The 24,634-nt window shown below is 66.8% G+C and carries 17 protein-coding genes and 2 tRNA genes; 9 read left to right on the top strand and 10 right to left on the bottom strand.

The annotated features are described in order from the left end of the window. The first annotated feature begins 25 nt into the window (after window positions 1–25). From msrB to WS95_RS11170, 4 genes are all read left to right on the top strand, one after another. Entirely contained in the window at window positions 26–457 is a 432-nt protein-coding gene (gene msrB, locus WS95_RS11185; RefSeq protein WP_034207534.1) for a peptide-methionine (R)-S-oxide reductase MsrB, read from the top strand. Window positions 458–587: 130 nt separating this feature from the next. Beyond that, on the top strand, window positions 588–1,118 hold the full coding sequence (locus WS95_RS11180) for a septation protein A (protein WP_006483893.1): 531 nt from the start codon (window positions 588–590) through the stop codon (window positions 1,116–1,118). Window position 1,119: 1 nt separating this feature from the next. After that, entirely contained in the window at window positions 1,120–1,428 is a 309-nt protein-coding gene (locus WS95_RS11175; RefSeq protein WP_059823834.1) for a BolA family protein, read from the top strand. Window positions 1,429–1,446: 18 nt separating this feature from the next. Next, window positions 1,447–2,229, top strand: a complete 783-nt coding sequence (locus WS95_RS11170) for a peptidylprolyl isomerase (RefSeq protein ID WP_034207536.1) — start codon at window positions 1,447–1,449, stop codon at window positions 2,227–2,229. A 172-nt stretch (window positions 2,230–2,401) separates the two neighbouring features. Here WS95_RS11170 and WS95_RS11165 read toward each other — a convergent pair whose 3' ends face one another. Beyond that, complete coding sequence (locus WS95_RS11165) at window positions 2,402–2,947, bottom strand: GNAT family N-acetyltransferase (protein ID WP_059823832.1); 546 nt, start codon at window positions 2,945–2,947, stop codon at window positions 2,402–2,404. Window positions 2,948–2,952: 5 nt separating this feature from the next. Beyond that, the gene (gene purL, locus WS95_RS11160) at window positions 2,953–7,017 is read right to left on the bottom strand and encodes a phosphoribosylformylglycinamidine synthase (RefSeq protein ID WP_059780942.1); all 4,065 of its coding nucleotides are present in this window, start codon (window positions 7,015–7,017) and stop codon (window positions 2,953–2,955) included. Window positions 7,018–7,344: 327 nt separating this feature from the next. Here purL and WS95_RS11155 point away from each other — a divergent pair, with 327 nt between their 5' ends. The 3 genes from WS95_RS11155 (at window position 7,345) to pgi (ending at window position 11,977) form a co-directional block, all read left to right on the top strand. After that, window positions 7,345–8,646, top strand: coding sequence for an FAD-dependent oxidoreductase (locus WS95_RS11155; protein WP_059823831.1), 1,302 nt, complete (start codon window positions 7,345–7,347; stop codon window positions 8,644–8,646). A 52-nt stretch (window positions 8,647–8,698) separates the two neighbouring features. Continuing rightward, on the top strand, window positions 8,699–10,243 hold the full coding sequence (locus tag WS95_RS11150) for an NAD(P)H-hydrate dehydratase (RefSeq protein ID WP_059823829.1): 1,545 nt from the start codon (window positions 8,699–8,701) through the stop codon (window positions 10,241–10,243). A 111-nt stretch (window positions 10,244–10,354) separates the two neighbouring features. Further along, window positions 10,355–11,977: a glucose-6-phosphate isomerase gene (gene pgi, locus WS95_RS11145; RefSeq protein WP_059823827.1), complete on the top strand. Its 1,623-nt coding sequence runs from the start codon at window positions 10,355–10,357 to the stop codon at window positions 11,975–11,977. 68 nt (window positions 11,978–12,045) lie between these two features. Here pgi and WS95_RS11140 read toward each other — a convergent pair whose 3' ends face one another. Continuing rightward, the gene (locus WS95_RS11140) at window positions 12,046–12,759 is read right to left on the bottom strand and encodes an ABC transporter ATP-binding protein (protein ID WP_011549613.1); all 714 of its coding nucleotides are present in this window, start codon (window positions 12,757–12,759) and stop codon (window positions 12,046–12,048) included. On the opposite strand from WS95_RS11140, the gene WS95_RS11135 reads away from it, so the two are divergent. After that, on the top strand, window positions 12,758–13,426 hold the full coding sequence (locus WS95_RS11135; RefSeq protein WP_059780934.1) for an arylesterase: 669 nt from the start codon (window positions 12,758–12,760) through the stop codon (window positions 13,424–13,426). The two genes, WS95_RS11140 and WS95_RS11135, sit on opposite strands and share 2 nt — an antisense overlap. An 83-nt stretch (window positions 13,427–13,509) precedes the next feature. Here the strand turns inward: WS95_RS11135 and WS95_RS11130 are convergent, their stop codons facing one another. Then, window positions 13,510–15,444 carry a SurA N-terminal domain-containing protein gene (locus WS95_RS11130; protein WP_059823825.1) on the bottom strand — a complete coding sequence of 645 codons (1,935 nt, stop codon included), beginning with the start codon at window positions 15,442–15,444 and terminating at the stop codon, window positions 13,510–13,512. Between the two features lie 494 nt (window positions 15,445–15,938). Here WS95_RS11130 and WS95_RS11125 point away from each other — a divergent pair, with 494 nt between their 5' ends. Beyond that, window positions 15,939–17,330 carry a DUF1254 domain-containing protein gene (locus tag WS95_RS11125; RefSeq protein WP_059823823.1) on the top strand — a complete coding sequence of 464 codons (1,392 nt, stop codon included), beginning with the start codon at window positions 15,939–15,941 and terminating at the stop codon, window positions 17,328–17,330. Window positions 17,331–17,703: 373 nt separating this feature from the next. Here WS95_RS11125 and WS95_RS11120 read toward each other — a convergent pair. The 6 genes from WS95_RS11120 to tig all read right to left on the bottom strand — a co-directional run bounded on the left by WS95_RS11120 (window position 17,704) and on the right by tig (window position 24,284). After that, window positions 17,704–17,780, bottom strand: a tRNA-Asp gene (locus WS95_RS11120). Window positions 17,781–17,803: 23 nt separating this feature from the next. Continuing rightward, window positions 17,804–17,879: transfer RNA gene (locus tag WS95_RS11115), tRNA-Val, on the bottom strand. 207 nt (window positions 17,880–18,086) lie between these two features. Next, complete coding sequence (gene lon / locus WS95_RS11110) at window positions 18,087–20,510, bottom strand: endopeptidase La (RefSeq protein ID WP_050013282.1); 2,424 nt, start codon at window positions 20,508–20,510, stop codon at window positions 18,087–18,089. Window positions 20,511–20,707: 197 nt separating this feature from the next. Continuing rightward, window positions 20,708–21,979 carry an ATP-dependent Clp protease ATP-binding subunit ClpX gene (clpX, locus tag WS95_RS11105; protein ID WP_006489345.1) on the bottom strand — a complete coding sequence of 424 codons (1,272 nt, stop codon included), beginning with the start codon at window positions 21,977–21,979 and terminating at the stop codon, window positions 20,708–20,710. Window positions 21,980–22,143: 164 nt separating this feature from the next. Continuing rightward, window positions 22,144–22,797: an ATP-dependent Clp endopeptidase proteolytic subunit ClpP gene (gene clpP, locus WS95_RS11100; RefSeq protein ID WP_006496351.1), complete on the bottom strand. Its 654-nt coding sequence runs from the start codon at window positions 22,795–22,797 to the stop codon at window positions 22,144–22,146. A 140-nt stretch (window positions 22,798–22,937) separates the two neighbouring features. Then, window positions 22,938–24,284 carry a trigger factor gene (tig, locus tag WS95_RS11095; RefSeq protein ID WP_034207546.1) on the bottom strand — a complete coding sequence of 449 codons (1,347 nt, stop codon included), beginning with the start codon at window positions 24,282–24,284 and terminating at the stop codon, window positions 22,938–22,940. Between the last annotated feature and the right edge of the window lie 350 nt (window positions 24,285–24,634).

The raw sequence follows: 24,634 nt of genomic DNA, 5'->3' as shown, positions 1-24,634 counted from the left end.
ACCGACCGATCAGGAGAACCCTCACATGTCACACGATTCCGACGACAAAACCTACCCGTACCAGAAGGACGACGCCGAACTGCGCCGGCGCCTGACGCCGATGCAGTACGAGGTCACGCAGCACGCGGCGACCGAGCGCGCGTTCACCGGCGAATACACCGACACCGAGGACGCCGGCATCTACAAGTGCGTCGTCTGCAGCACGCCGCTGTTCGAATCCGGCGCCAAGTTCCACTCGGGCTGCGGCTGGCCCAGCTACTTCAAGCCGCTCGACAGCGAGGTGATCGACGAGAAGATCGACTACTCGCACGGGATGGTGCGCGTCGAGGTGCGCTGCAACCACTGCGGCGCGCATCTGGGCCACGTGTTCGAGGACGGTCCGCGCGACCAGACCGGTTTGCGGTACTGCATCAATTCGGCTGCGTTAAACTTCGAGTCCCGACCCGAAAACGAATGAGCGGCGCCGGGCGGATCTGCCGGGCGGCCAGCCGCGGGCCGGACCGCCCCGATCCGCGACGGCGATGCCTGGCGGGTCCCTACAACGATGACAGGCCGCACCGGCGGCCCGTCACGCAGCTGCGAGCGCCATGAAATTCCTGTTCGATCTGTTTCCGATCATCCTGTTTTTTGTCGCCTTCAAGGTCTGGGGCATCTTTACCGCCACCGCCGTCGCGATCGTCGCGACGCTGGCCCAGGTCGCATGGGTCGCCTTCCGGCACCGGAAGGTCGACACGATGCTGTGGGTCAGCCTCGGCGTGATCGTCGTGTTCGGTGGCGCCACGCTCGTCCTGCATGACGAGAAATTCATTCAATGGAAACCGACCGTGCTGTACTGGCTGTTTGCGATCGGGTTGCTCGCCGCGCGTTATGCGTTCAGCAAGAACCTGATCGAGAAGATGATGGGCAAGCAGCTCACGCTGCCGTCCCCCGTGTGGGACAAGCTGAATCTCGCGTGGGCGCTGTTCTTCGCGGTGCTCGGCGTCGCGAACCTGTACGTGGTGCACAACTTCACCGAATCGCAATGGGTGAATTTCAAGCTGTTCGGTACGACGGGCGCGATGGTCGTATTCATCATCCTGCAGAGCCTGTGGCTCACGAAGTACCTGAAGGACGAATGACATGAGCGACGCCTTTCTGCACGCTTCCCCCGACGAACGCATCGCGCTGATCGAAGCGCGCCTCACCGCGTCGCTCGCGCCGCTGTCGCTCACCGTGCGCGACGACAGTGCGCAGCACGCAGGCCACGCGGGCGCCGCCGCCGGCGGTCATTTCACGGTCACGATCGTATCGTCCGCGTTCGCGGGCAAGCCGCGCGTCGCACGGCACCGGCTGGTGTATGATGCGCTCGCTGATGCGATGCAGCGCGGCATTCACGCGCTCGCGATCGTGGCTTACACGCCCGAAGAATTCGACGAATCTTCAATCTAGTCTCATTAGGAATTCCCGATGATCCTGAAATCCCCCCGCCTGTGGGTCGCGGCGGCTGCTTTTGCAGCGGCACCGGCATTTGCCCAGAACATCGCCGTCGTGAACGGCACGCCGATTCCGAAGTCGCGCGCCGACGCGATGGTCGCGCAGCTCGTCCAGCAAGGCCAGACCGACGGCCCGCAACTGCAGCAGGCCGTGCGCCAGGAACTCGTGAACCGCGAAATCCTGATGCAGGAAGCGATTCGCGAAGGCATCCCGAATCGGCCGGACGTGAAAGCGCAAGTCGCCGTCGCGCAGCAGACGGTCGTGCTGCGCTCGATGATCGAGAGCTTCCTGAAGAAGAACCAGCCGACCGACGCCGAAGTGAAGGCGCGCTACGACCAGCTCGTCAAGGGCGTGGGCGGCAACCGCGAGTACCACCTGCACCACATCCTCGTCGACAACGAGCAGCAGGCGAAGGACCTGATCGCGAAGATCAAGGGCGGCGCGAAGTTCGAGGATCTCGCGAAGCAATACTCGAAGGATCCGGGTTCGGGCAAGAACGGCGGCGATCTCGACTGGTCCGACCCGAAGGCGTACGTGCCGGAATTCGCGGCGGCCGCACAGAAGCTGCAGAAAGGCCAGATGACCGACACGCCGGTGAAGACGCAGTTCGGCTGGCACATCATCCGCGTCGACGACATCCGCGACATCGCCCCGCCGCCGTTCGACCAGGTGAAGGCGCAGATCGCGCAGCAGCTCGTGCAGCAGAAGCTGCAGGCGTTCGAGGAAGGTCTGCGCCAGCAGGCGAAGATCCAGTAACGCAGGCGCGCGTCATACACGCATCGAGAAGCCGCTCTTCGGAGCGGCTTTTTCTTTGGGCGCGCACGAACATGGGTGTCGAGACGCGGCGGCGCCTGGCCGACGCGCAATAAAAAGCCGCTCCGAAGAGCGGCTTTCTCGCGACGGGCATCGCCCTGCCCCGCAGCGTTCGCTACGCGGAATGAAACACGTCGCGATAACGCGCTTCCCCCGACGGCAGCGGAGCCGATGCGTCGAACGGCAGCGCGAGGAAATACTCGGGCGGCACGCCCGGAAAGACGATGTCGCCGTGCGGTTCGAATCCGAAGCGCGCGTAATACGCCGGCTCGCCGAGCACCACGCAGCCGCGCGCGCCGAGTCGCCGCAACGCGTCGAGCCCCGTGCGCACGAGCCCCGCGCCGATGCTTTTGCGCTGGCAATCGGGCCGCACCGCGAGCGGCGCGAGTCCGTACCACTGCTGGCTGCCGGCCGGCTCGCCGCCGATCGCGACCGGCGAAAACGCGACGTGCCCGACGATACGCCCGTCGCGCTCCGCGACGAGCGAGACGCTCAGCGCACCGTCTGCGCGCAGCGTCTCGACGATGCGCTGCTCGAACGCTCCACCCTGCGGCTGGCCCGCGAACGCCGCACGGATCACGCGGCCGATCGCGTCGGCCTCGCCCGCACGTTCGTCGCGCAGCGTGACGACCTCGACCGGCGCGTTCGGGTCGAACATCATCCGGATCAGCCGATCCAGCGGCGCGCGTTGCGGAACACACGCATCCACGGGCTCGCTTCACCCCAGCCTTCCGGGTGCCAGCTCATCGTGACCGTGCGATGCACGCGCTCCATGTGCGGCATCAGCACCGAGAAGCGGCCGTCGGCGGTCGTGACCGACGTGATGCCGGCGGGCGACCCGTTCGGGTTGAACGGATAGCGCTCGGTCGCTTCGCCGCGGTGGTCGACGTAACGCATCGCGACCGCGACGCGATCGATGTCGCCCTGCTGCGAGAAGTCCGCATAGCCTTCGCCGTGCGCGACCGCCACGGGAATGCGCGAGCCTTCCATCCCCGCGAAGAAGATCGACGGCGACTTCTCCACTTCGACGAACGAGAAGCGCGCCTCGAACTGCTCGGACTTGTTGCGCGTGAACTTCGGCCACGCTTCGGCGCCGGGGATCATCGACGCGAGGCTCGACAGCATCTGGCAGCCATTGCAGATACCGAGTGCGAACGTGTCGGGACGCGCGAAGAAGGCCGAGAACATGTCGGCGAGGTTCGCGTTGAAACGGATCGTCTTCGCCCAGCCTTCGCCCGCGCCCAGCACGTCGCCGTACGAGAAGCCGCCGCACGCGACCGCGCCCGCGAAATCGGCCAGCGTCGCGCGGCCCGCGAGCAGGTCACTCATGTGCACGTCGTGCGCGTCGAAGCCCGCGCGATCGAACGCATACGCGGTTTCCAGATGCGAGTTCACGCCCTGTTCGCGCAGGATCGCGACGCGTGGCCGTGCGCCCGTCGCGATGAACGGCGCGGCGACGTCGTCGGCCGGATCGAACGTCAGCACCGGCGAGAGGCCCGGATCGGCCGCGTCGAGCAGCGCGTCGTATTCGGCGTCCGCGCAGGCGGGGTTGTCGCGCAGGCGCGCGATGCGCCAGCTCACTTCGCTCCATGCACGATGGAGTTCGGTACGCGGCGCGTCGAAGATCTTCTTCGCATCGCGGTACACCTCGATCACGTCGCGATCGTTGACCGAGCCGATCACGTGCGAACACGTCGACAGGCCGAACTCGCGCAGCGCACCGAGCACCGCGTCGCGATCGGACGCGCGCACCTGCACGACGGCACCGAGTTCTTCGGAGAACAGCGCGCGCAGCGTGCGGTCGTCGCGACGGCCGCTCGTCTGTTTCGCCCAGTCCTTCGCGTCGCCGTAGTCGGATTCGTGGTCCGGGTCGAGCGTCAGCATGTCGACGTTCAGCGACACGCCCGCATGGCCCGCGAACGCCATTTCGCACACGGTCGCCCACAGGCCGCCGTCCGAGCGGTCGTGGTACGCGAGCAGCTTGCCCTGTGCATTGAGCGACTGGATCGCGTCGAAGAAGCGCTTCAGGTCTTCCGCGTCGTCGACGTCCGGCGTCGCATTGCCGACCTGCTGCGTGACCTGCGCGAAGATGCTGCCGCCCATCCGGTTCTTGCCGCGGCCGAGGTCGATCGCGATCAGCACGCTGTCGCCCGCGTCCGCCACGCGGCGCAGTTGCGGCGTAAGATGACGGCGCACGTCCTCGACCGGCGCGAACGCCGAGATGATCAGCGACACCGGCGACACCACTTCCTTCGCGACGCCCTGCTCGTCCCACTTCGTCTTCATCGACAGCGAATCCTTGCCGACCGGGATGCCGATCCCGAGCGCCGGGCACAGCTCCATGCCGATCGCCTTGACCGTGTCGAACAGCGCGGCGTCCTCGCCGGCCGTGCCGCACGCGGCCATCCAGTTCGCCGACAGCTTCAGCTTGTCGAGCGACGCGATCGGCGCGCTCGCGATGTTCGTGATCGCTTCGCCGACGGCCATGCGGCCCGATGCCGGCGCGTCGATCACCGCGAGCGGCGTACGCTCGGCCATCGTCATCGCCTCGCCCTTGAAGCCCGCATAGTCGAGCGCGGTGATCGCGCAGTCGGCCACCGGCACTTGCCACGGGCCGACCATCTGGTCGCGCACCGACGTACCGCCGACCGAACGGTCGCCGATCGTGATCAGGAACGACTTGCTGCCGACCGTCGGATGCTTCAGCACGTCGAGCGCGACTGCCGACAGCGCGACGCCCGTCACGTCGACCGGCGCACGCTCGGTGCGCACGCGCGCGACGTCGCGGTGCATGCGCGGCGGCTTGCCGAGCAGCACTTCCATCGGCATGTCGACCGGGTATTGGTCGGCGCCCGTCGCTTCGTCGTCGACGAGCTTCAGCTGGCGTTCGTCGGTCGCGACGCCGACCACCGCGAACGGGCAGCGCTCGCGCGCGCAGATCGCCTCGAAGCGCGGCAGGTCGGCCGGCGCGATCGCCAGCACGTAACGCTCCTGCGCCTCGTTCGACCAGATTTCGCGCGGCGACAGGCCCGATTCCTCGAGCGCGACCTTGCGCAGTTCGAAGCGCGCGCCCTTGCCCGCGCCGTCGACGATCTCGGGGAACGCGTTCGACAGGCCGCCCGCGCCGACGTCGTGGATGCTCAGGATCGGGTTTTCCGCGCCGAGCTGCCAGCAGCCGTTGATCACTTCCTGCGCGCGCCGCTCGATTTCCGGGTTGCCGCGCTGCACCGAGTCGAAATCGAGCTCGGCCGTGTTCGCGCCGGTCGCCATCGAGCTGGCCGCGCCGCCGCCCATGCCGATCCGCATGCCGGGGCCGCCGATCTGGATCAGCAGCGAGCCCGCCGGCACGTCGTGCTTGTGCGTGTGCTGATCCGCGATGTTGCCGAGGCCGCCCGCGATCATGATCGGCTTGTGATAGCCGTGCACCGTGCCGCCGACGTTCTGCTCGTACACGCGGAAGTAGCCGCCGAGGTTCGGGCGGCCGAATTCGTTGTTGAACGCGGCGCCGCCGAGCGGGCCGTCGATCATGATCTGCAGCGGCGATGCGATGCGGTCCGGACGGCCGTACGGGCCGTGCTGCTCGTTCGGGTTGCGCTCGGCCACCGGCTGCGCCGCGTCGCGTGCGTTTTCCCACGACTGGCGGGCGTCGGGCAGGTCGAGGTTCGACACGGTGAAGCCCGTGAGGCCGGCCTTCGGACGCGCACCGCGGCCCGTCGCGCCTTCGTCGCGGATCTCGCCGCCCGCGCCGGTCGCCGCGCCCGGGAACGGCGAGATCGCCGTCGGGTGGTTGTGCGTCTCGACCTTCATCAGCGTGTGCGTGAGCTCGGTGTGGCGGCCGTAACGCTCGCCCGGCTCGCCGGCCGCGCCCGCCTTGCGCGGGAACCAGCGCTCGGCTTCGGCGCCGACCATGATCGACGAGTTGTCCGAATACGCGACGATCGTGCCCTGCGGGCTCAGCTTCTCGGTGTTGCGGATCATCGCGAACAGCGACATGTCCTGCGCTTCGCCGTCGATCGTCCACTGCGCGTTGAAGATCTTGTGGCGGCAGTGCTCGCTGTTCGCCTGCGCGAACATCATCAGCTCGACGTCGGTCGGGTTGCGTTCGAGCTTGCGGAACGCGTCGACCAAGTAGTCGATCTCGTCGTCGGCGAGCGCGAGGCCCAGCTCGACGTTCGCGCGCTCCAGCGCGCCGCGGCCGGCGCCCAGCACGTCGACGCTCGCGAGCGGCTTGGCCGGCAGCTCGTCGAACAGGTGCTTCGCGTCGTCGCGCGCCGCGACCACGCTTTCGGTCATCCGGTCATGCAGCGCGGCCGCGACGGTCGCGCGTGCGTCGTCCGACAGCGCCTTCTTGCCGCCGAGGAGGCCCGACTTCAGCGTGACCGTGAATTCGACGCCGCGCTCGATGCGGCGCACGTGCGTGAGGCCGCAGTGCTGCGCGATGTCGGTCGCCTTGCTCGCCCACGGCGAGACCGTGCCGAAGCGCGGCAGCACGACGAAGGTCTCGGTCGCGCCCTTCTCGCCCGCCGGCCGGAACGGCTCGCCGTAGTGCATCAGCGCATCGATGCGCGCGCTGTCGTCGGTCGACAGCGGCTCGGCCGCATTGACGAAGTGCAGGAACTGGCCGCGCACCGCGACGATGTTGGCGTCGATTTGCCTGAGCGTGTCGAGCAGACGGGTTTGACGGAAATCGGAGAGGGCCGAAGCGCCGGGAAAACACGAGAAGTGAGCCATGGGCTGGACTGACGTCGATGAGTCGCGCGAGGTGGCGACGTGGGGCGAAAGGAAGGCCGTAATTATACCCGGAAGTCGGCCGCCCAAGCCCCCCGATCGGTTGTCCGCATGCACCGCGCCGGTGCCCGGGCGCGCGGCGCGCACGGCCGCGCGCCGGACCGGCCTGCGCGTGCCTGCACGCCGGCCGCCGTGGCGCGGCCGCGCGGCCCATGTTCGGCCGGCGCCGGCTCGCGCGCTTTTGGCGCTATCATTCCGGGTTCACCGGGCCCGGCCCTCAGCGAATTCTCACCGGGCGGCGTGCGCGCCGCCCGTCATCGAAGCAATCCAATGGATGTCATCGTCATCGGCGGCGGAATCAGCGGCGTCGCCACCGCCTACCAGCTGCGCGCGGCCGGCCATCGCGTGTGCGTGGTCGAACGTCACGCGACCGTCGCGCAAGGGGCGACCTACGGCGACGGCGGCGCGCTGCTGCCGAGCCCGCTCGACGTCTGGTTCGGCCCGACTTTCATGCGCCAGCGCCAGTCGCGCGACAGCGGCGTGGTCTACAAGCCGGGCTTCAACGGCGGCGTGCGCCACTTCGTCAAGCAGCTCGGCACGCTGCGCGAGTCCGACGCGTTCGCCGCGCAGTACGCACGACTGCGCCCGCTGATCGACGTGTCGCGCGACGCGCTCGCCGATATCGAGGCGCGCCTCGAGCTCGAATTCGAGCAGAAGCCCGGCATCCTGCACGTCGTGCGCGATCCGCGCGACTGGGACGCGCTGCAACCGGCGCTCGACCTGCTGCGCACGCTCGACCAGCCGTACCGCACGCTCACCGCCGACGAATGCGCGGCGCTCGAACCGTCGGTGCCGGCCGAGCCCGGCTTCGCCGGCGGCGTGCTGCTCGAAACCGAGCGCACCGGCAACTGCCCGCTGTTCGCGAAACTGGTCAAGCAGACGCTCGACGAGCACGGCGTGCAGTTCCGCTTCGGCGCGGACGTCGCCGCGATCCGCGTCGACAACGGCCGCGCGGCGGTCGAACTCGTGCCGCCGGGCAACCGGAGCGCGGCGAAGGCGCGCGAGGTCGACGTGATGTCCGCCGACGCGATCGTGGTCGCCGCCGGCGCCGGCAGCCTCGCGCTGCTCGAACGGCTCGGCTGGCGCCTGCCGCTGCACCCGGTGCGCGTCCATACGCTCACCGCGCCGGTCGCGTACGAAGAACACGCACCGCACCTGAGCGTCGTCGATTCGATCAAGCGGATCTCGATCACGCGCACCCACCAGCGGCTGCGCGTCGGCGGAGCCGCCGTGCTGCAGAGCGTGGCCGACACCGCGAAGCCGCTCGCCGAGCCGCTGTCCGAAGCCGCGCTCGCGCTGCTCGGCCAGGCCGTCCACGACTGGGTGCCGGGCGCCGCGAAGATCTCGGCCGCGCTGTCGTGGCAAGGCATGCAATTGCTGTCGCCGGACGGTCTGCCCGTCGTGGGTCCGACCCCGCATCCGCGTGTGTTCGTCAATTTCGGCCATGGCCCGACCGGCTGGGGCCTCGCGTGCGGGTCTGCTAAAGTGGTGACCGACTATCTGGGCGGCAACGTCCAGCACTGGCCCGCCGACACGCTCGCCGCGCTGAGCGCCGGCCGCTTCACGACCTGACCGCCGCGGGCCGACCCGTGGCGGCATCCTTGCCTGCCGCCACGATCCCGCGATGACCGTTACCCACCCCCTTCCCGATTCCGATCCGATCGCGCTGCTGCGCGTCGCCGACCTGCGCGCGGCCGAAGCCGATGCGACCGCCGCGCTGCCGCCGCACACGTTGATGGGCCGCGCCGGCGCCGCCGCCGCGCGCTGGCTGTCCGAGCGCGTCGCCGGCGACGATCGCCCCGTCTGGTTCGCGGTCGGCCCCGGCAACAACGGCGGCGACGCGCTGGTGGCCGCCGCGCAGCTCCAGCAGCTCGGCGTCGCGACGCATGCGTGGATGCCGGTGCCGGTCAAGCCGGACGACGCGCAATGGGCGCTCGGCCTCGCGCGCGCGGCGGGCGTGCCGTTGTCGACCACCCCGCCTGCGTCGCTGGAAGGCTACGCGTGGGTCGTCGACGGGCTGTTCGGCATCGGCCTCGGCCGCGCGCTCGACGGCGTGTTCGCCGAGCAGGCCGCACGCATCGCCGCTCATGCGCGCGGCGGCCGCCGCGTGCTCGCACTCGACGTGCCGAGCGGGCTCGACGGCGACACGGGCCGGATCGTCGGCGCGGGCGTCGCCGTCGCGGCCACCCACACGCTCACCTTCATCGGCGCGAAGCCCGGCCTCTACATGGGCGACGGCCGCGATCTCGCCGGCGAGATCCACGTCGCGTCGCTCGACGTCGCACCGCCCGCCGCGCCGGCCATCGTGCTGAACGCGCCCGCGCGGTTCGCCGCGGCGCTGCCCGCGCGCGCCTTCTCGTCCCACAAGGGCACGTACGGCAGCCTCGCGGTGCTCGGCGGCGACACGGGCATGTGCGGCGCCCCGATCCTCGCCGCCCGCACCGCGCTGTTCGCGGGCGCCGGCAAGGTGCACGTCGGCTTTCTGGGCGCGGGCGCGCCGCCGTACGATCCGCCGTTTCCCGAACTGATGCTGCATCCGGCCGACACCCTGGACCTCGGCGCGATGACCGCCATCGCGGCCGGTTGCGGGCTCGGCACGCGCGAGGCCGCGGCGACGCTCGTGCGCGACGTGCTCGCACGAGACGTCGCGACGCTGCTCGATGCCGACGCGCTGAACCTCGTCGCGACGCACGCGGACCTCGCGGCCGCCGTCGCCGCACACGGCGTGCGCGGCACGCCGTGCGTGCTGACGCCGCACCCGCTCGAAGCCGCACGCCTGCTCGGCGGCGACACGGCAGCCGTGCAGCGCGATCGCGTCGCGGCCGCGCAGGCGCTCGCCGCCCGTTACGCGGGCATCGTCGTGCTGAAAGGCGCGGGCACGGTGATTGCGGCGCCCGACGGGCGCGTGACGATCAACCCGACCGGCAACGCAGCGCTCGCCACCGGCGGCACCGGCGACGTGCTCGGCGGCCTGATCGGCGCGCTGCTCGCGCAGCGGGTCGCGCCGTACGAAGCCGCGCTGGCCGGCGTCTATCTGCACGGCCTCGCGGCCGATACGCTGACCGCGCACGGCGCCGGCCCGGCCGGGCTGACTGCGGGCGAGCTCGCGCCGATGGTCCGCACGCTGATCAATCGCCTTTTTTATCCGTCGCCGCGCGCCGACACGTAACGCCGCTATACTGACTGCCCCGCCGCACGGCGGGCCTTCTCGTCCGCCGGCTTTCCGATCCCGATGAGCCGGCGCGGCATTCCTCCCGATTCACGCTTCACTCGAACCGCCATGACGCTGAAATCGCTCCCCGCCTGGACTGCCCTTCAATCCCACTTCGACCGGATCCGCCACGCGCGGCTGCGCGACTGGTTCGCGCCGGAAAACGACCGCGCGCCGACCCGCGCCGAACGCTTCACGATTCCGGGCGGCGGTCTCGCGGCCGATTTCTCGAAGAACCGCATCGACGACGAAACGCTGCGCCTGCTCGTGCAGCTCGCGCGCGACGCGGGCGTCGAAGCGCGCCGCGACGCGATGTTCGCGGGCGAGATCGTCAACCCGACCGAAGGCCGCGCCGCGCTGCACACCGCGCTGCGCGCGACCGACCCGCAGGCGCCGTTCCACGCGCAGGTGAGCGCCGAGCGCGCGAAGATGGCGACGTTCGCGCGCGCCGTGCGCGGCGGCACGTGGACGGGCTATACGGGCAAGCGCATCCGCCACGTGATCAACATCGGCATCGGCGGCTCCGATCTCGGGCCGAAGATGGTCGTGCATGCACTGCACCACGTCGCGACGCCCGACATCTCGACCCACTTCGTGTCGAACGTCGATGGCGCCGATCTCGCACGCGTGCTCGAACAGGTCGATCCCGAGGAAACGCTCGCGATCGTCGTGTCGAAGACCTTCACGACGCTCGAGACGATGACGAACGCGCGCTCGCTGCGCGACTGGTTCGTCGCGCGCGGCTGCCCCGAGGAGGCGCTCGCGAAGCACTTCGTCGGCGTGTCGGCGAACCCGGCCGAAGTCGTGAAGTTCGGTATCGCCGCCGACAACGTGTTCGAAATGTGGGATTGGGTCGGCGGCCGCTATTCGCTGTGGTCGGCGGTCGGCCTGTCGATCATGATCGCGGTGGGCCCCGAGCAGTTCGACGAGTTGCTGGCCGGCGCGAACGACATGGATCGTCACTTCCGCGAAGCGCCGCTCGAGCGCAACCTGCCGGTGCTGCTCGGCTTGATCGGCATCTGGTACCGGAATTTCTTCGGCTCGCAGAGCTATCTCGTCGCGCCGTATTCGGAAGCGCTGCACTACCTGCCGTCGTACCTGCAACAGCTCGAAATGGAGAGCAACGGCAAATCCGCGCGCCTGGACGGCGCCTTCGTCGACTACCCGACGTCGGCCGTCACGTGGGGCGAGCCCGGCACCAACGGCCAGCATGCGTTCTTCCAGATGCTGCACCAGGGGCCGACGATCGTGCCGATCGACTTCATCGCGGTGCTGACGCCCGAGCATCCGCTCGCGAGCCACCATCCGAAGCTGCTCGCGAACTGCTTCGCGCAGAGCGAGGCGTTGATGCTCGGTCGCACGCTCGAAGAAGCGCGCAAGATCGCCGGGCCCGGCAGGGAAGCGCTCGCGCCGCACCTGACGTTCCCCGGCAACCGCCCGACCACGACGCTGCTCGTCGATGCGCTGACGCCGCGCACGCTCGGCGCGCTGATCGCGCTCTACGAACACAAGGTGCTGGTGCAGGCGACGGTGTGGGACATCAATCCGTTCGACCAGTGGGGCGTCGAGCTCGGCAAGATTCTCGGCAAGGTCGTCGAAGCCGACCTGTCGGCCGAATCGGTCGATCCAGCGAAGCACGACTCGTCGACCACGGCGTTGATCGAGCGCGCCCGCGCGGCGCTCAAGCGTTGAAGCGCTGACGCGACCGCGTCATGCCCGTGCCGGCCGCGCGATCCGCCCCGCGCGGCCGGCCGGAACGCTCACGCGTTGCGCGAAGCCGCGTGCGGCGCGACGATGCGCCCCGCGTCGATCGTGACCGTCGTTGCGCAGCGGCGCGCGAGTTCGGCATCGTGCGTGACGAGCACGAGCGTCGCGCCATGCGTGCGGTTCAGTTCGAACATCAGGTCGATGACCGCGTGGCCGGTCGCGGCATCGAGGCTGCCGGTCGGCTCGTCGGCGAACAGGATCGCCGGGCGCGTGACGAACGCGCGTGCGAGTGCGACGCGCTGTTGTTCGCCACCCGAAAGCAGCTTCGGATAATGCGCGGTACGCTCGCCGAGACCGACCTGCACGAGCAGCGCCCGGGCGCGGTCGGCCGCATCGCGCGCGCTGATGCCGCCCTGCAGTTCGAGCGGCAGCATCACATTCTCGAGCGCCGTCAGGTGCGGCATCAACTGGAACGACTGGAATACGAATCCGACCGCGCCGTTGCGCAGCGCCGCGCGTTCGTCCTCGTCGAGTTGATCGAGCGCGCGACCGAGCAGGCGAACCGTGCCGCTCGTCGCGCTGTCCAACCCCGCAAGCAGGCCGAGCAGCGTCGATTTGCCCGAACCCGACGCGCCGACGATCGCGAGGCTGCTGCCCGGCTGCACCGCGAGCGTGATGCCGTCGAGGATCGTCAGCTCGCCCGTTGCATCGGCAACCCGCTTGCACACGTCATGGACTTCGATGATCGGATCGGTAATCTTGAACATGGACACGACATTTCGCTGGAAAAGACGCGCGGCGGCCGCCGCACTGCTGGGCATCCTGCTGGCCGTCACCGCGCCCGCACGCGCCGCGACGGCGCCGGCATCGAGCCCGCCCGTGATCGTCGTGCTCGGCGACAGCCTGTCGGCCGAATACGGATTGCCGCGCGACACCGGCTGGGTGTCGCTGCTGCGGCAACGGCTTTCGGCCGAGCGAATCGATTATAGCGTCGCGAACGCCAGCGTCAGCGGCGACACCACGAGCGGCGGCCGTGCGCGGCTGCCTGCGGTCCTGCAGCGGCTCAAGCCGTCGATCGTCGTCGTCGAGCTCGGCTCGAACGATGCGCTGCGCGGCGTGCCGCTCGCGACGACCGAGCAGAACCTGCGCGACATCGTCGCGAGCGCGCGGCGCGCCCAGGCAAAAGTCGTGCTGGTCGGCATGTACGTGCCGCCCAATTACGGCCCCGACTACACGCAGAAGTTCCACGCGGTCTATACGCGGCTGTCGAAAGATCTCGGCGTGCCGCTCGTGCCGTTCCTGCTGGCCGGCATCGAAGACAAGCCGGACATGTTCCAGGCCGACCAGATGCATCCCGCGCAGCAGGCCCAGCGCATTCTGCTCGACAACGTGTGGCCGACGCTGAAGCCGTTGCTCGGCAAGCCGCACGGCTGACGGCCCGCCGCGCGCAGGAAAGCCGGAAAACAAAAAGCCCCGCTTCGAGCGGGGCTTTTCGATGGTTGCGGGCGAAACGATGCTCAGTTGTCGCCGTCCTGCTGCTGGCTGGCCGTCGTGCCGTACAGCTTCACCTTCGAGCGGTCGCGCAGCGCAGCGAGGTACGCTTCGCCTTCGCTCTGCGCGTCGACCTGCGCCATCTGCTGCTGCGCGGCCGCCAGTTGCTGCGGATCGACCGCCGAACCGGGGATCACCGCGTTCACACGGTAGATCGCGTAGCCGTCCGCGCCGAGGTCGACACCGACGTAAGCCGGCAGCGTCTTCGCATCGACCTTGTAGACGGCGCTCAGCGCCGCCGGCGTCAGGCCCTGCGATTGCGTGCGCGACACCTTCTGCGCGGCCGCGAAGCCGTCGGTCGACTTCGACTTCTGCAGTTCGGCCAGCTTCGCCGCACCGTCCTTCTTCGCGAGTTCCGCGGCCTGCTCGGCGATGACCTTCTGGCGCACGGCGTCCTTGATCGCGTCGAGCGCGGGCACGGCAGCCGGCTTGTAGTCGGTCACGCGCGCCGAGATCAGCGTGTTGTTGCCGACGTCGATCGCCTGCGTGTTGTTCTGGTTCTTCACGGCGTCGTTCGCGAACACGGCGGCCAGGAACTTCGGATTGTTCAACGGGTTCGTCGGCGGCAGTTGCGGATTCGGCGTCGGCGTGACGGTGGCCGTCTGGATCGTCAGCTTGTACTTGTCCGCGGCCGGCTGCAGCGTCTTCGCCTTTTCGTAGACGGTCGACGTGAAGCCTTCCGCGTTGTCCGAGAACGCCTTCGACGCGTACTGCTGCTTCAGGTCGGCCGCGATCTGGTCCTTCACTTCCGCGAACGGCTTGACGACCGCCGGCTTCACTTCGGTCGCCTTCAGGATGTGGAAACCGAGGTCCGACTGCACGATCCCGCTCACGTCGCCCTGCTTGAGCGAGAACGCCGCATCGTCGAACGCCTTGCCGCCCGCGGTCGAGCCGCGCGTGATGAAGCCGAGATCGCCGCCCTTCGCCGCCGACGGCGCGTCCTGCGAGCTCTTCTGCGCGATCTGCGCGAATTGATCCGGATGCGCCTTCACGTCGGCGAGCAGTTGCTCGGCCTTCGCCTTTGCGGCTGCCTTGTCGGCCGCGCTGGCGCTGCCCGGCGCGGCGATGAAGATGTGGCTCACGCGCACCTGCGCTTCGGTACGGAAGTGCGTCGGGTTGTCGTCGTAGAACTTCTTGATGTCCGCATCGGTCGGCTGCGCGCTCGCGGCCGCTGCGGCCGGCGAATAGACGAGGTACTGGATCGTCGCGGTTTCCGGCGTCGCGAAGCTCTGCTTGTGCGCGTCGTAGTACGCGGTGAGCTGCGCGTCGGTCGGCTGGACCTTCGCCGCGAAGTCGCTCGTCTTCAGTACGAGCGCCTGTACTTCACGCTGCTGCGCGGCGAGTTCGGACAAGCGTTGCGCGAGGCTCTTCGGCGTGAACGCGCTCGATACGATGCTGGCCGGAATCTGCTGCAGCGCGAGGCTGTAACGCACGCGCTCCTGGTACTGCTCCGGCGTCATCCCCTGAAACGACAGCAATTGCGCATAGCGTTCGACGTCGATCGAACCGTCGGGCTTCTTCAGCGCCGCGATCATCGGGTCGCTCATCAGGGCGTCGCGCACGGCGTTGTCGGATGCGGTCAGGTGCAGGCGTTGCGTCTCGTCGGCCAGCACGCGTTGCTGGATCAGGCCGTCGAGCACCTGCTTGCGATGCTCGGGCGTGTCGAACATCTTGATGTCGAACTGCCCGCCGAGCGCCTGGCGCGCCTGGTCGATCTGCTGGCGGAACGCGCCGTCGAATTCGACCCGCGTGATCTTGTGCCCGTTGACTGCTGCGACGTTCGCACTGTCGTCGAAGAAGCCGCGGAAGCCTTGGATTCCGACGAAACCCAGCCCCGGCAAGACGATCAGGAGCAGGAGCGCCATCATCAGGCGCTGGTGATTACGGAAGAAATCGAGCATGCGTGACGGGAAAATTGGACAAAACGTCCGATATTACAACATACGGGGTGGGACGGGCGAAAAGCGGCCCTCGCCCGCGTGGTCGCCCCCTTGACCGAGGCCGCGCGCACGCCCCGCTCACGGCGATTCGTTTGCGAAGCCGGCTTGCCCGCACCGACGGCCGCCGAATCACGCTGCCTCGGCGTGCGCATCCGTGGCCCGCAGCCGAGCGGAACGTCACGGGTAAAAAGAGATCAGGCCCGACCGCGCTCCCGCGACCGGGTCGCCGCCGGATCGTGACAGCCCAACCCGAGCCGGCCGGCGGTATCCCGCACGACGCCGATCGATCGACGCCTCGCCGACGCGTCATCGGACTTTGCATATCGAAAATCGATCGTTCGTCGCGCATGCCAAGCCGTATACGCTAATCGCGCCATGCAACCCGTGCCACGCTCGTCGGCCGAGCGACGAAGGGGCGCGGCCTATTCGACCATTCAACCCACCCGACCCATTCGATGAGTTTTCTTCACCAGGCGCGCATCGTCGCATTGGCCGTCTCGCTCGGCCTTCTGGCGGGCTGCAACGGGGACAGCGTCGACCGCTCGAACGTTTCGCCCGCCGCCACCGAAAATGCTGCAAACGGCGCGACGATATTCACGATTCCGCTGTACCAGTTCTACGCCACGCGACAGAGCTACATCGCTCAGGGCCTTGCGCCGAATACGTTTCTTCACGGTCGCCGGCTCTCCGATGCGTCGTCCACCACGGTGACGAAGCCCAATCACGACACGCTGTATTCCGTCGCCATGCTGCAACTGGACGCGGGCCCCGTTCAAATCGATACGCCCGCGAGCGGTAACCGTTACTTCTCCCTCGCGTTGATGGACGCCTATACGAACAACTTCGCGATTCGCGGCACGAGCGCCGACAACGGCGTTGCGAAGGTCTTTTGGGTCGTGGGGCCGAACTGGCACGGAGAAGCGCCCGCAGGGGTCATCGTGCTCCGCTCGTCGACCAACGCGGTCTGGGCCCTGGCGAGGACTTACGTGAGCGACGCGAGCGATTATCCGGCCGCGTGGGCGGTTCAGAACCAATTGGTGGCGTCGCAACCCGCTGGAACCGGCGGCACGACGTGGGACAGCGTGGACAAGCAAAAGCCGCCCGGTTATACCAACTGGCCAGCGTATTTCCAGTACGTGAACCAGCTGTTGAAAAAGAGCCCGCCCACGCCGCAGGACGCGGCCGTGCTGTCGGCGCTCGACGCGATCGGCATCGGCCCGGCGCAGACCTTCGACCCGTCGTCTGCCGACATCGCGTCGATCAGCGCCGGCGCAACGCAGGCGCTGGCGAGCCTGACGACCGGCGGCAAAACGCAGCAAGCGTCGGCCCAGACGAGTACCAGCGCAAATGGCTGGACAGGCGGTCCGGCGGACGTCGGAAACTATGGCACCCACTACACGTTGCGGGCGAACGTTGCGCTGAACGGCCTCGGCGCGCTGCCCGGCAGCGAAGCGATCTATTACACCAGCACCGGCGCGGCGAACGCGCCGGGTGCGAACTACGACGGCAGCGGCGTCTATCAGATGACTTTTCCGGCCGGGCAGCTTCCGCCGGCACGCGCGTTCTGGTCATTGACGCTGTACGGGGGCACGAACCAGGCGCAAGCATACTTCTATCCGAATCCCGATCAAGTCTATGCGCTGTCCTATCCGGCCTCGAACTTTCAGTTCGCCACCGACGGCTCGCTCGTGCTCACCGTCAGCCACACGCGACCCGCGGGCGTACCGGCCAGCAACTGGTTGCCCGCTCCTGCCGGCGCGTTCAATCTGACGCTGCGTACGTACTTGCCCGATACGCCGCTCCTGAACGGAACCTACAAGCTGCCGCCGGTGATACGCGTTCAATGAGATGCCGTTTGCGCACACCGGAAACAACCGGCGTTCCCGCGGCGTGAAATTCCGGCGAACGGACGGGACGCGTATCCGCAGGCCGCACGTCGTGCGCATCGCTTCGCGTCCCGCCGGAAAACCGCGCAGGCGGTTTCCTTCTCTGCGCGATCGTTGCATCTACGCGGGCAGCACCGGAAGGCGCAAATGAAAAAGCCCGCGCAAGGCGGGCTTCTTCATTTTCTGGCGCAGCGGACGGAACTCGCGCATCCCTTCGAGTCCCGCCGGAAGCCGCACCAGCGGCTTCCTCCGCTCCACAGTCGTGCGCCCGCCAGCGGGCGCAACGGGAATACCAAATGAAAAAGCCCGCACGAGGCGGGCTGTTTCATTTGTTTGGCGGAGCGGACGGGACTCGAACCCGCGACCCCCGGCGTGACAGGCCGGTATTCTAACCGACTGAACTACCGCTCCTTGGTCTGGCTGAATCGTGAAACTGGTGGGTGCTGAGGGGTTCGAACCCCCGACCTACGCCTTGTAAGGGCGCCGCTCTACCAGCTGAGCTAAGCACCCGTTTCCGATTCGTTCCGACTGCGATCTGCGCTTGCGCATCAACAATCAGCGAGCCCGCAAGTTTAATTCATCCCCGATCATTTTGCCAAGCCTGCGCGTGAATTTTTTTAACGCACGCGTTCGCACGATTCCGATCCGCATAAAAAAACCCGCGGACACCGCCGCGGGTTTCGTGAACAACCGTCTACAACGACGGTGCTCGGGGCCTCAGTGCTTGACGACTTCCGTCGAGCCGGCATCCTTCGCCGCCTCGCCAACCGGTGCCGCAGCCTTCGCCTCTTCTTCCGGCGGCAGCGGAGTCGGCGAACGCTCGAGCGCGAGCTCCAGCACCTTGTCGATCCAGCGGACCGGCACGATCTCGATCGCGTTCTTCACGTTGTCCGGAATGTCCGCGAGATCCTTCACGTTCTCTTCCGGAATCAGCACGAGCTTGATGCCGCCGCGGTGAGCCGCCAGCAGTTTCTCCTTCAGCCCGCCGATCGGCAGCACTTCGCCACGCAACGTGATTTCGCCCGTCATCGCGACGTCGGCCCGCACGGGGATGCCCGTCAGCACCGACACCAGCGCGGTCGTCATCGCGCCGCCGGCGGACGGACCGTCCTTCGGCGTCGCGCCTTCCGGCACGTGGATGTGGATGTCCTGCTTCTCGAACGCTTCGTCCTTGATACCGAGACGACGCGAACGCGAGCGCACGACCGAACGTGCGGCCTCGACCGACTCCTTCATCACGTCGCCGAGCGAACCCGTACGGATCACGTTGCCCTTGCCCGGCATCACCGCGGCTTCGATCGTCAGCAGGTCGCCGCCGACTTCCGTCCACGCGAGGCCCGTCACCTGACCGACCTGGTTTTCCTTCGCCGCGAGGCCGAAGTCGTACTTGCGCACGCCGAGGAACGTATCGAGGTTCTCGCCGTCGACCTTGATCGCGCCCGATGCCTTCTTCAGCAGCAGCATCTTCACGACCTTGCGGCAGATCTTCGACACTTCCCGCTCGAGCGAACGCACACCGGCTTCGCGCGTGTAGTAGCGGATGATGTCGCGGATCGCCTGTTCGGTGACCTCGATCTCGCCTTCCTTCAGCCCGTTGTTCTTCTTCTGCTTCGGCAGCAGGTAGCGCTGCGCGATGCTGACCTTCTCGTCTTCCGTGTAGCCCGACAGACGGATCACTTCCATCCGGTCGAGCAGCGGCGGCGGGATGTTCAGCGAGTTCGACGTCGCGACGAACATCACGTCCGACAGGTCGAAATCGACCTCGATGTAGTGGTCGGCGAACGTGTGGTTCTGTTCCGGATCGAGCACTTCGAGCAGCGCCGACGACGGATCGCCGCGGAAATCCATGCCCATCTTGTCGACTTCGTCGAGCAGGAAGAGCGGATTGCGCACGCCGACCTTCGCAAGGCTTTGCAGGATCTTGCCCGGCATCGAACCGATGTACGTGCGGCGGTGGCCGCGGATCTCGGCTTCGTCACGCACGCCGCCGAGCGCCATCCGGACGAACTTGCGGTTCGTCGCACGGGCGATCGACTGGCCGAGCGAGGTCTTGCCGACGCCCGGAGGCCCGACGAGGCACAGGATCGGCGCCTTGACCTTGTCCACGCGCTGTTGCACCGCGAGATACTCGAGGATCCGTTCCTTGACCTTCTCGAGGCCGAAGTGATCCTCGTCGAGCACCTGCTCGGCGTTCGACAGGTCGTTGTTGACCTTGCTCTTCTTGCGCCACGGCAGGCCGATCAGCGTGTCGATGTAGTTGCGCACGACGGTGGCTTCCGCCGACATCGGCGACATCAGCTTCAGCTTCTTCAGCTCGGCGTCGGCCTTCTTCTTGGCTTCCTTCGGCATGCGCGCGGCGTTGATGCGCTTCTCGAGTTCCTCGAGATCCGCACCTTCCTCGCCTTCGCCCAGTTCCTTCTGGATCGCCTTGACCTGTTCGTTCAGGTAGTACTCGCGCTGGCTCTTTTCCATCTGGCGCTTCACGCGCCCGCGGATGCGCTTTTCCACCTGCAGGATGTCGATCTCGGCTTCGAGCTGCGCGAGCAGATGCTCGAGACGCTCGATGACCGGGAACATTTCGAGAATGTGCTGCTTCTGGTCGAGCTTCAGCGGCAGGCGCTCGGCGATCATGTCGGCGAGACGGCCCGCTTCGTCGATGCCCGACAGCGACGTGAGAATCTCCGGCGGGATCTTCTTGTTCAGCTTCACGTACTGGTCGAACTGCGACACGATCGCGCGGCGCAGCGCTTCGGTTTCAGCGCTGTCGGCGTGGTCGGGCTCGAGCGGCATCACTTCGCAGGAGAACTGCGTCTCCTGTTCTTCGATGGACAACGCCTTCGCACGCTGCAAGCCCTCGACGAGCACCTTCACGGTGCCGTCCGGCAGCTTCAGCATCTGCAGAATGTTGGCGATACAACCGACCTCGTACATGTCCTTTTCGGTCGGTTCGTCCTTGGCCGCGGTTTTCTGGGCGACGAGCATGATGTGCTTGCCGCCTTCCATCGCTGCTTCGAGGGCCTTGATCGATTTCGGCCGGCCCACGAAGAGCGGAATAACCATGTGCGGGAAAACGACGACGTCCCGCAGCGGCAGCAGCGGGAGCGTGATGCGTTCCGGCGGGAGAAGTTGGGTGCCTGACATTTCATTTCCCCATGAGTGGAATCAATTGTTCGGTAATTGAGGCCGCCACAACGAATTGCAAGCCTTCAAGTGCGGGAAATATTCGGTAAGAAAGTAACCACCGCGTGTCGAGTCAGAGTTACCCACAAGATAAACGAAAAAAAGCCGCCCACGGACTCATGAACGGCCTTTTTCGCAGAACATCGTCGGCAAGCCGGTCAGTTCGAACCCGCCACCTTCGGCGTGTCCTCGTAGATCAGCAAGGGCTTGCCGTCCCCATCGATGACGTTCTCGTCGATGATGACCTTGCTGACCCCTTTCATCGTCGGCAGCTCGTACATCACGTCGAGCAACGCCTGTTCGATGATCGAACGCAAACCGCGCGCGCCGGTCTTGCGGCGGATCGCCTTGCGGGCGACTGCCTGCAACGCGCCCGGCCGGATTTCCAGCTCGACGCGCTCCATCGCGAACAGCTTGTGATACTGCTTGACAAGCGCGTTCTTCGGCTCGACCAGGATCTTCATCAGCGCGGCTTCGTCGAGCTTGCCGAGCGTCGCGACCACCGGCAGGCGGCCGATCAATTCGGGGATCAGCCCGAATTTGATCAGGTCTTCCGGTTCCGTTTCGCGCAGCACTTCGCCCGCGTCGCGCTCCTGCTTGCTCTTGACCGTCGCGCCGAAGCCGATGCCCGTCTTTTCCGTGCGATCGGTGATCACCTTTTCGAGACCGTCGAACGCGCCGCCGCAGATGAACAGGATGTTGGTCGTGTCGACCTGGATGAAATCCTGGTTCGGGTGCTTGCGGCCGCCCTGCGGCGGCACCGACGCCATCGTGCCCTCGACGAGCTTCAAGAGCGCCTGCTGGACGCCCTCGCCCGACACGTCGCGCGTGATCGACGGGTTGTCCGACTTGCGGCTGATCTTGTCGATCTCGTCGATGTAGACGATCCCGCGCTGGGCCTTGTCGACCTCGTAGTTGCAGTTCTGCAACAGCTTCTGGATGATGTTCTCGACGTCCTCGCCGACGTAGCCGGCTTCGGTCAGCGTCGTCGCATCGGCGATCACGAACGGCACGTTGAGCAACCGCGCCAGGGTTTGCGCGAGCAGCGTCTTGCCGGAGCCCGTCGGGCCGATCAGCAGGATGTTGCTCTTCGACAGCTCGACGTCGTCCTTCTTGTCGAGATGCTTCAGGCGCTTGTAGTGGTTGTACACGGCCACCGCGAGGATCTTCTTCGCGCGCTCCTGGCCAATCACGTACTGATCGAGGATGTCGCGAATTTCCTGCGGGCTCGGCAGATCCGACCGGGACAGGCTGGCCTCGACGCCGGCGGCAGCCGCCTCGTCGCGAATGATTTCGTTGCAGAGATCGATACATTCATCGCAGATGAATACCGACGGGCCCGCGATGAGTTTTTTCACCTCATGCTGGCTTTTCCCGCAAAACGAGCAATACAACAGCTTCTCGCTGTTCGAACCTTTTTTGTCCGCCATGAATGTAGAGCCTCCGGACAGGTAAATGACATGATACGCCGATTGCTCCGGACGCCGCGCCTAGGGCGCGACCGGAGCCGGCTGGATGCGCTTGCCGCAGATGCTCAGGGCACTCGGGACATTGCGGGGGCGCCGCACGAATCGGGGCGGCACCCCGTTTAAGCTCACGGGCGCTTCAACAGCACCTGATCGATCAGCCCGTACGCCTTCGCGTCCTCGCTCGACATGAAGTTATCACGGTCGGTGTCGCGCGCGATGCGCTCGACGTCCTGGCCCGTGTGCTGCGCGAGCAGGTTGTTCAACCGTTCCTTCAGGTAGAGGATTTCGCGCGCCTGGATCTCGATGTCGGACGCCTGGCCGCGCGCGCCGCCCAGCGGCTGGTGAATCATCACGCGCGAATTCGGCAGCGCGAAGCGCTTGCCCTTCGCACCCGACGCGAGCAGGAACGCACCCATGCTGGCCGCGAGACCCATGCACAGGGTCGACACGTCCGGCTTGATGAACTGCATCGTGTCGTAGATCGCCATGCCGGCCGACACCGAGCCGCCCGGGCTGTTGATGTAGAGGCTGATGTCCTTGTCGGGATTCTCGCTCTCGAGGAACAGCAATTGCGCGACCACGAGGTTGGCGGTCTGGTCGTTCACTTCGCCGACCATGAACACCAGGCGCTCCTTCAGGAGACGCGAATAGATATCGTACGAACGCTCGCCGCGGCCGCTCGTTTCGACGACGATCGGCACCAGCCCCAGCGCTTGCGCCTCGAAACCCTGCGGCGCGTTCGAAGCAAGCATGTCCAACAATTCAGCGCGAGTGATCATTCAATGAACCTTGTTCGAATGGAAAATTGAACGGAGGGAAGCCGCCCGCTCAATCGCCATATTAATGGCAACCGTGCGCTTGACGTAAAAACGGCGTGCGGGCCGTCGCTCCGACAGCCGGCACGCCGCTAGAGCGACACTTACGCTTGCGCCGATGCGCTCGCGAGTGCCTCGAAGCTCACTTCCTTGTCCGTCACCTTTGCCTTGCCCAGCACGAAGTCGACGACGTTGCTTTCAACGACGAACGCTTCCATCTCGGCGAGGCGCTGCTGGTTGGAATAATACCAGCGGACCACTTCCTTCGGGTCTTCGTAGCTCTTCGCGAACTCGTCGACTTCCGCGCGGATCTGTTCCGGCTTCGCTTCGAGGCCGTTCGCCTTCACGAGTTCGGCCAGCACGAGGCCCAGCTTCACGCGACGCTCGGCCTGCTCGGCGAACATCTCGGCCGGAATCGGCGCGTCCTTCGCGTTCGGCACGCCGCGCTGCGCCAGATCCTGGCGAGCCATTTCGACGAGGCGTTGCTGATCCTGCTCGATCAGCGCCTTCGGCACGTCGAGCTCGGAAATCTTCAGCAGCGCGTCCATCACCTGGTTCTTGACGATCGACTGCGTGCGGCGCTTCGCTTCGCGCTCGAGGTTTTCCTTGATCTCGGCGCGCATCTTCGTGAGGTCGCCGTCTTCGATGCCGAGCGACTTCGCGAATTCGGCGTCGATTTCCGGCAGGTGCGGCCACTCGATCTTCTTCATCGTGACCGTGAACTGCGCCGTTTTGCCGGCGACGTCCTTGCCGTGGTAGTCATCCGGGAACTTGAGGTCGAACGTACGCTGTTCGCCGACCTTCAGGCCCAGCGCCGCCGTTTCGAATTCCGGCAGCATGCGGCCTTCGCCGAGCACGAACGGGAAATCTTCGGCCGTGCCGCCCTGGAACGCCACGTCGTCGATCTTGCCGACGAAGTCGACCGTCACGCGGTCGCCGTTCTTCGCCGCGGTGTCCGCGCCGCCGTCGCCGTGCTCGCCCGCTTCGCCGCGCGCGTGGTAGTGCACGCGTTGCTTGCGCAGGATGTCGAGCGTGCGGTCGATTTCGGCGTCGCCGATCGACGTCGTCGAGCGCTCGACTTCAGCCGTCGCCAGATCGCCGATCTTCACTTCCGGGTAGACCTCGAACGTCGCGTCGAACGCGTATGCGTCTTCAGCCTGTTCCTGCTTCGGCTCGAAGCTCGGCTGCCCGGCGACGCGCAGGTTTTCCGCGCGGCTGATCGTGAAGAATTCCTGGCCGATCTTGTCGCTCAGCACTTCCGCCTCGACCTGACCCGCGTACTGTTGCGCGACCATCTTCAGCGGCACCTTGCCCGGGCGGAAACCTGGCATGCGCACGTTCTTCGCGAGTTTCTGGATGCGGGCGTCGATTTCCTTCTGCACGGTGTCTTTCGGCAAAGAAATCGTCACGCGGCGTTCAAGCTTGCCGAGGTTCTCAACAACGTTAGCCATGGCTTCAATCGTCCTAAAATTATTCGAGCGAATCGGGTTTTCCTTGCCGTGCCTGCCTGCAGCGTGAGGTGCGTCGCACTCGCACGCCGCGCCGGAGCGCCACGCCATCCCTGCACGCGCCGAATGGCTAGCGCAAGCGGCTCGGAGCACGGCTTTGGCCGGAAGAATCGACTATTCTAGCAAACAATTTTCCTCATACCGCCAGATCGGCGCGACACGCGTGCGTCCTGCCCCGTCGGCGGCGCGTTGCACGGCCATGCACGCGGATCGTGGCTATGCCGAACGGCGTATCCACCCCGGGCCGTCCATCCTGTAAGCTCCGATAGCATGTGAGCCGCCTTCGCGGCCCG

The sequence above is a fragment of the Burkholderia sp. MSMB1826 genome, assembly GCF_001526325.1.
Taxonomy (GTDB): domain Bacteria; phylum Pseudomonadota; class Gammaproteobacteria; order Burkholderiales; family Burkholderiaceae; genus Burkholderia.
Note: the sequence above shows the minus strand (reverse complement) of the source record. Positions and strands in the feature narration are given on the sequence as shown.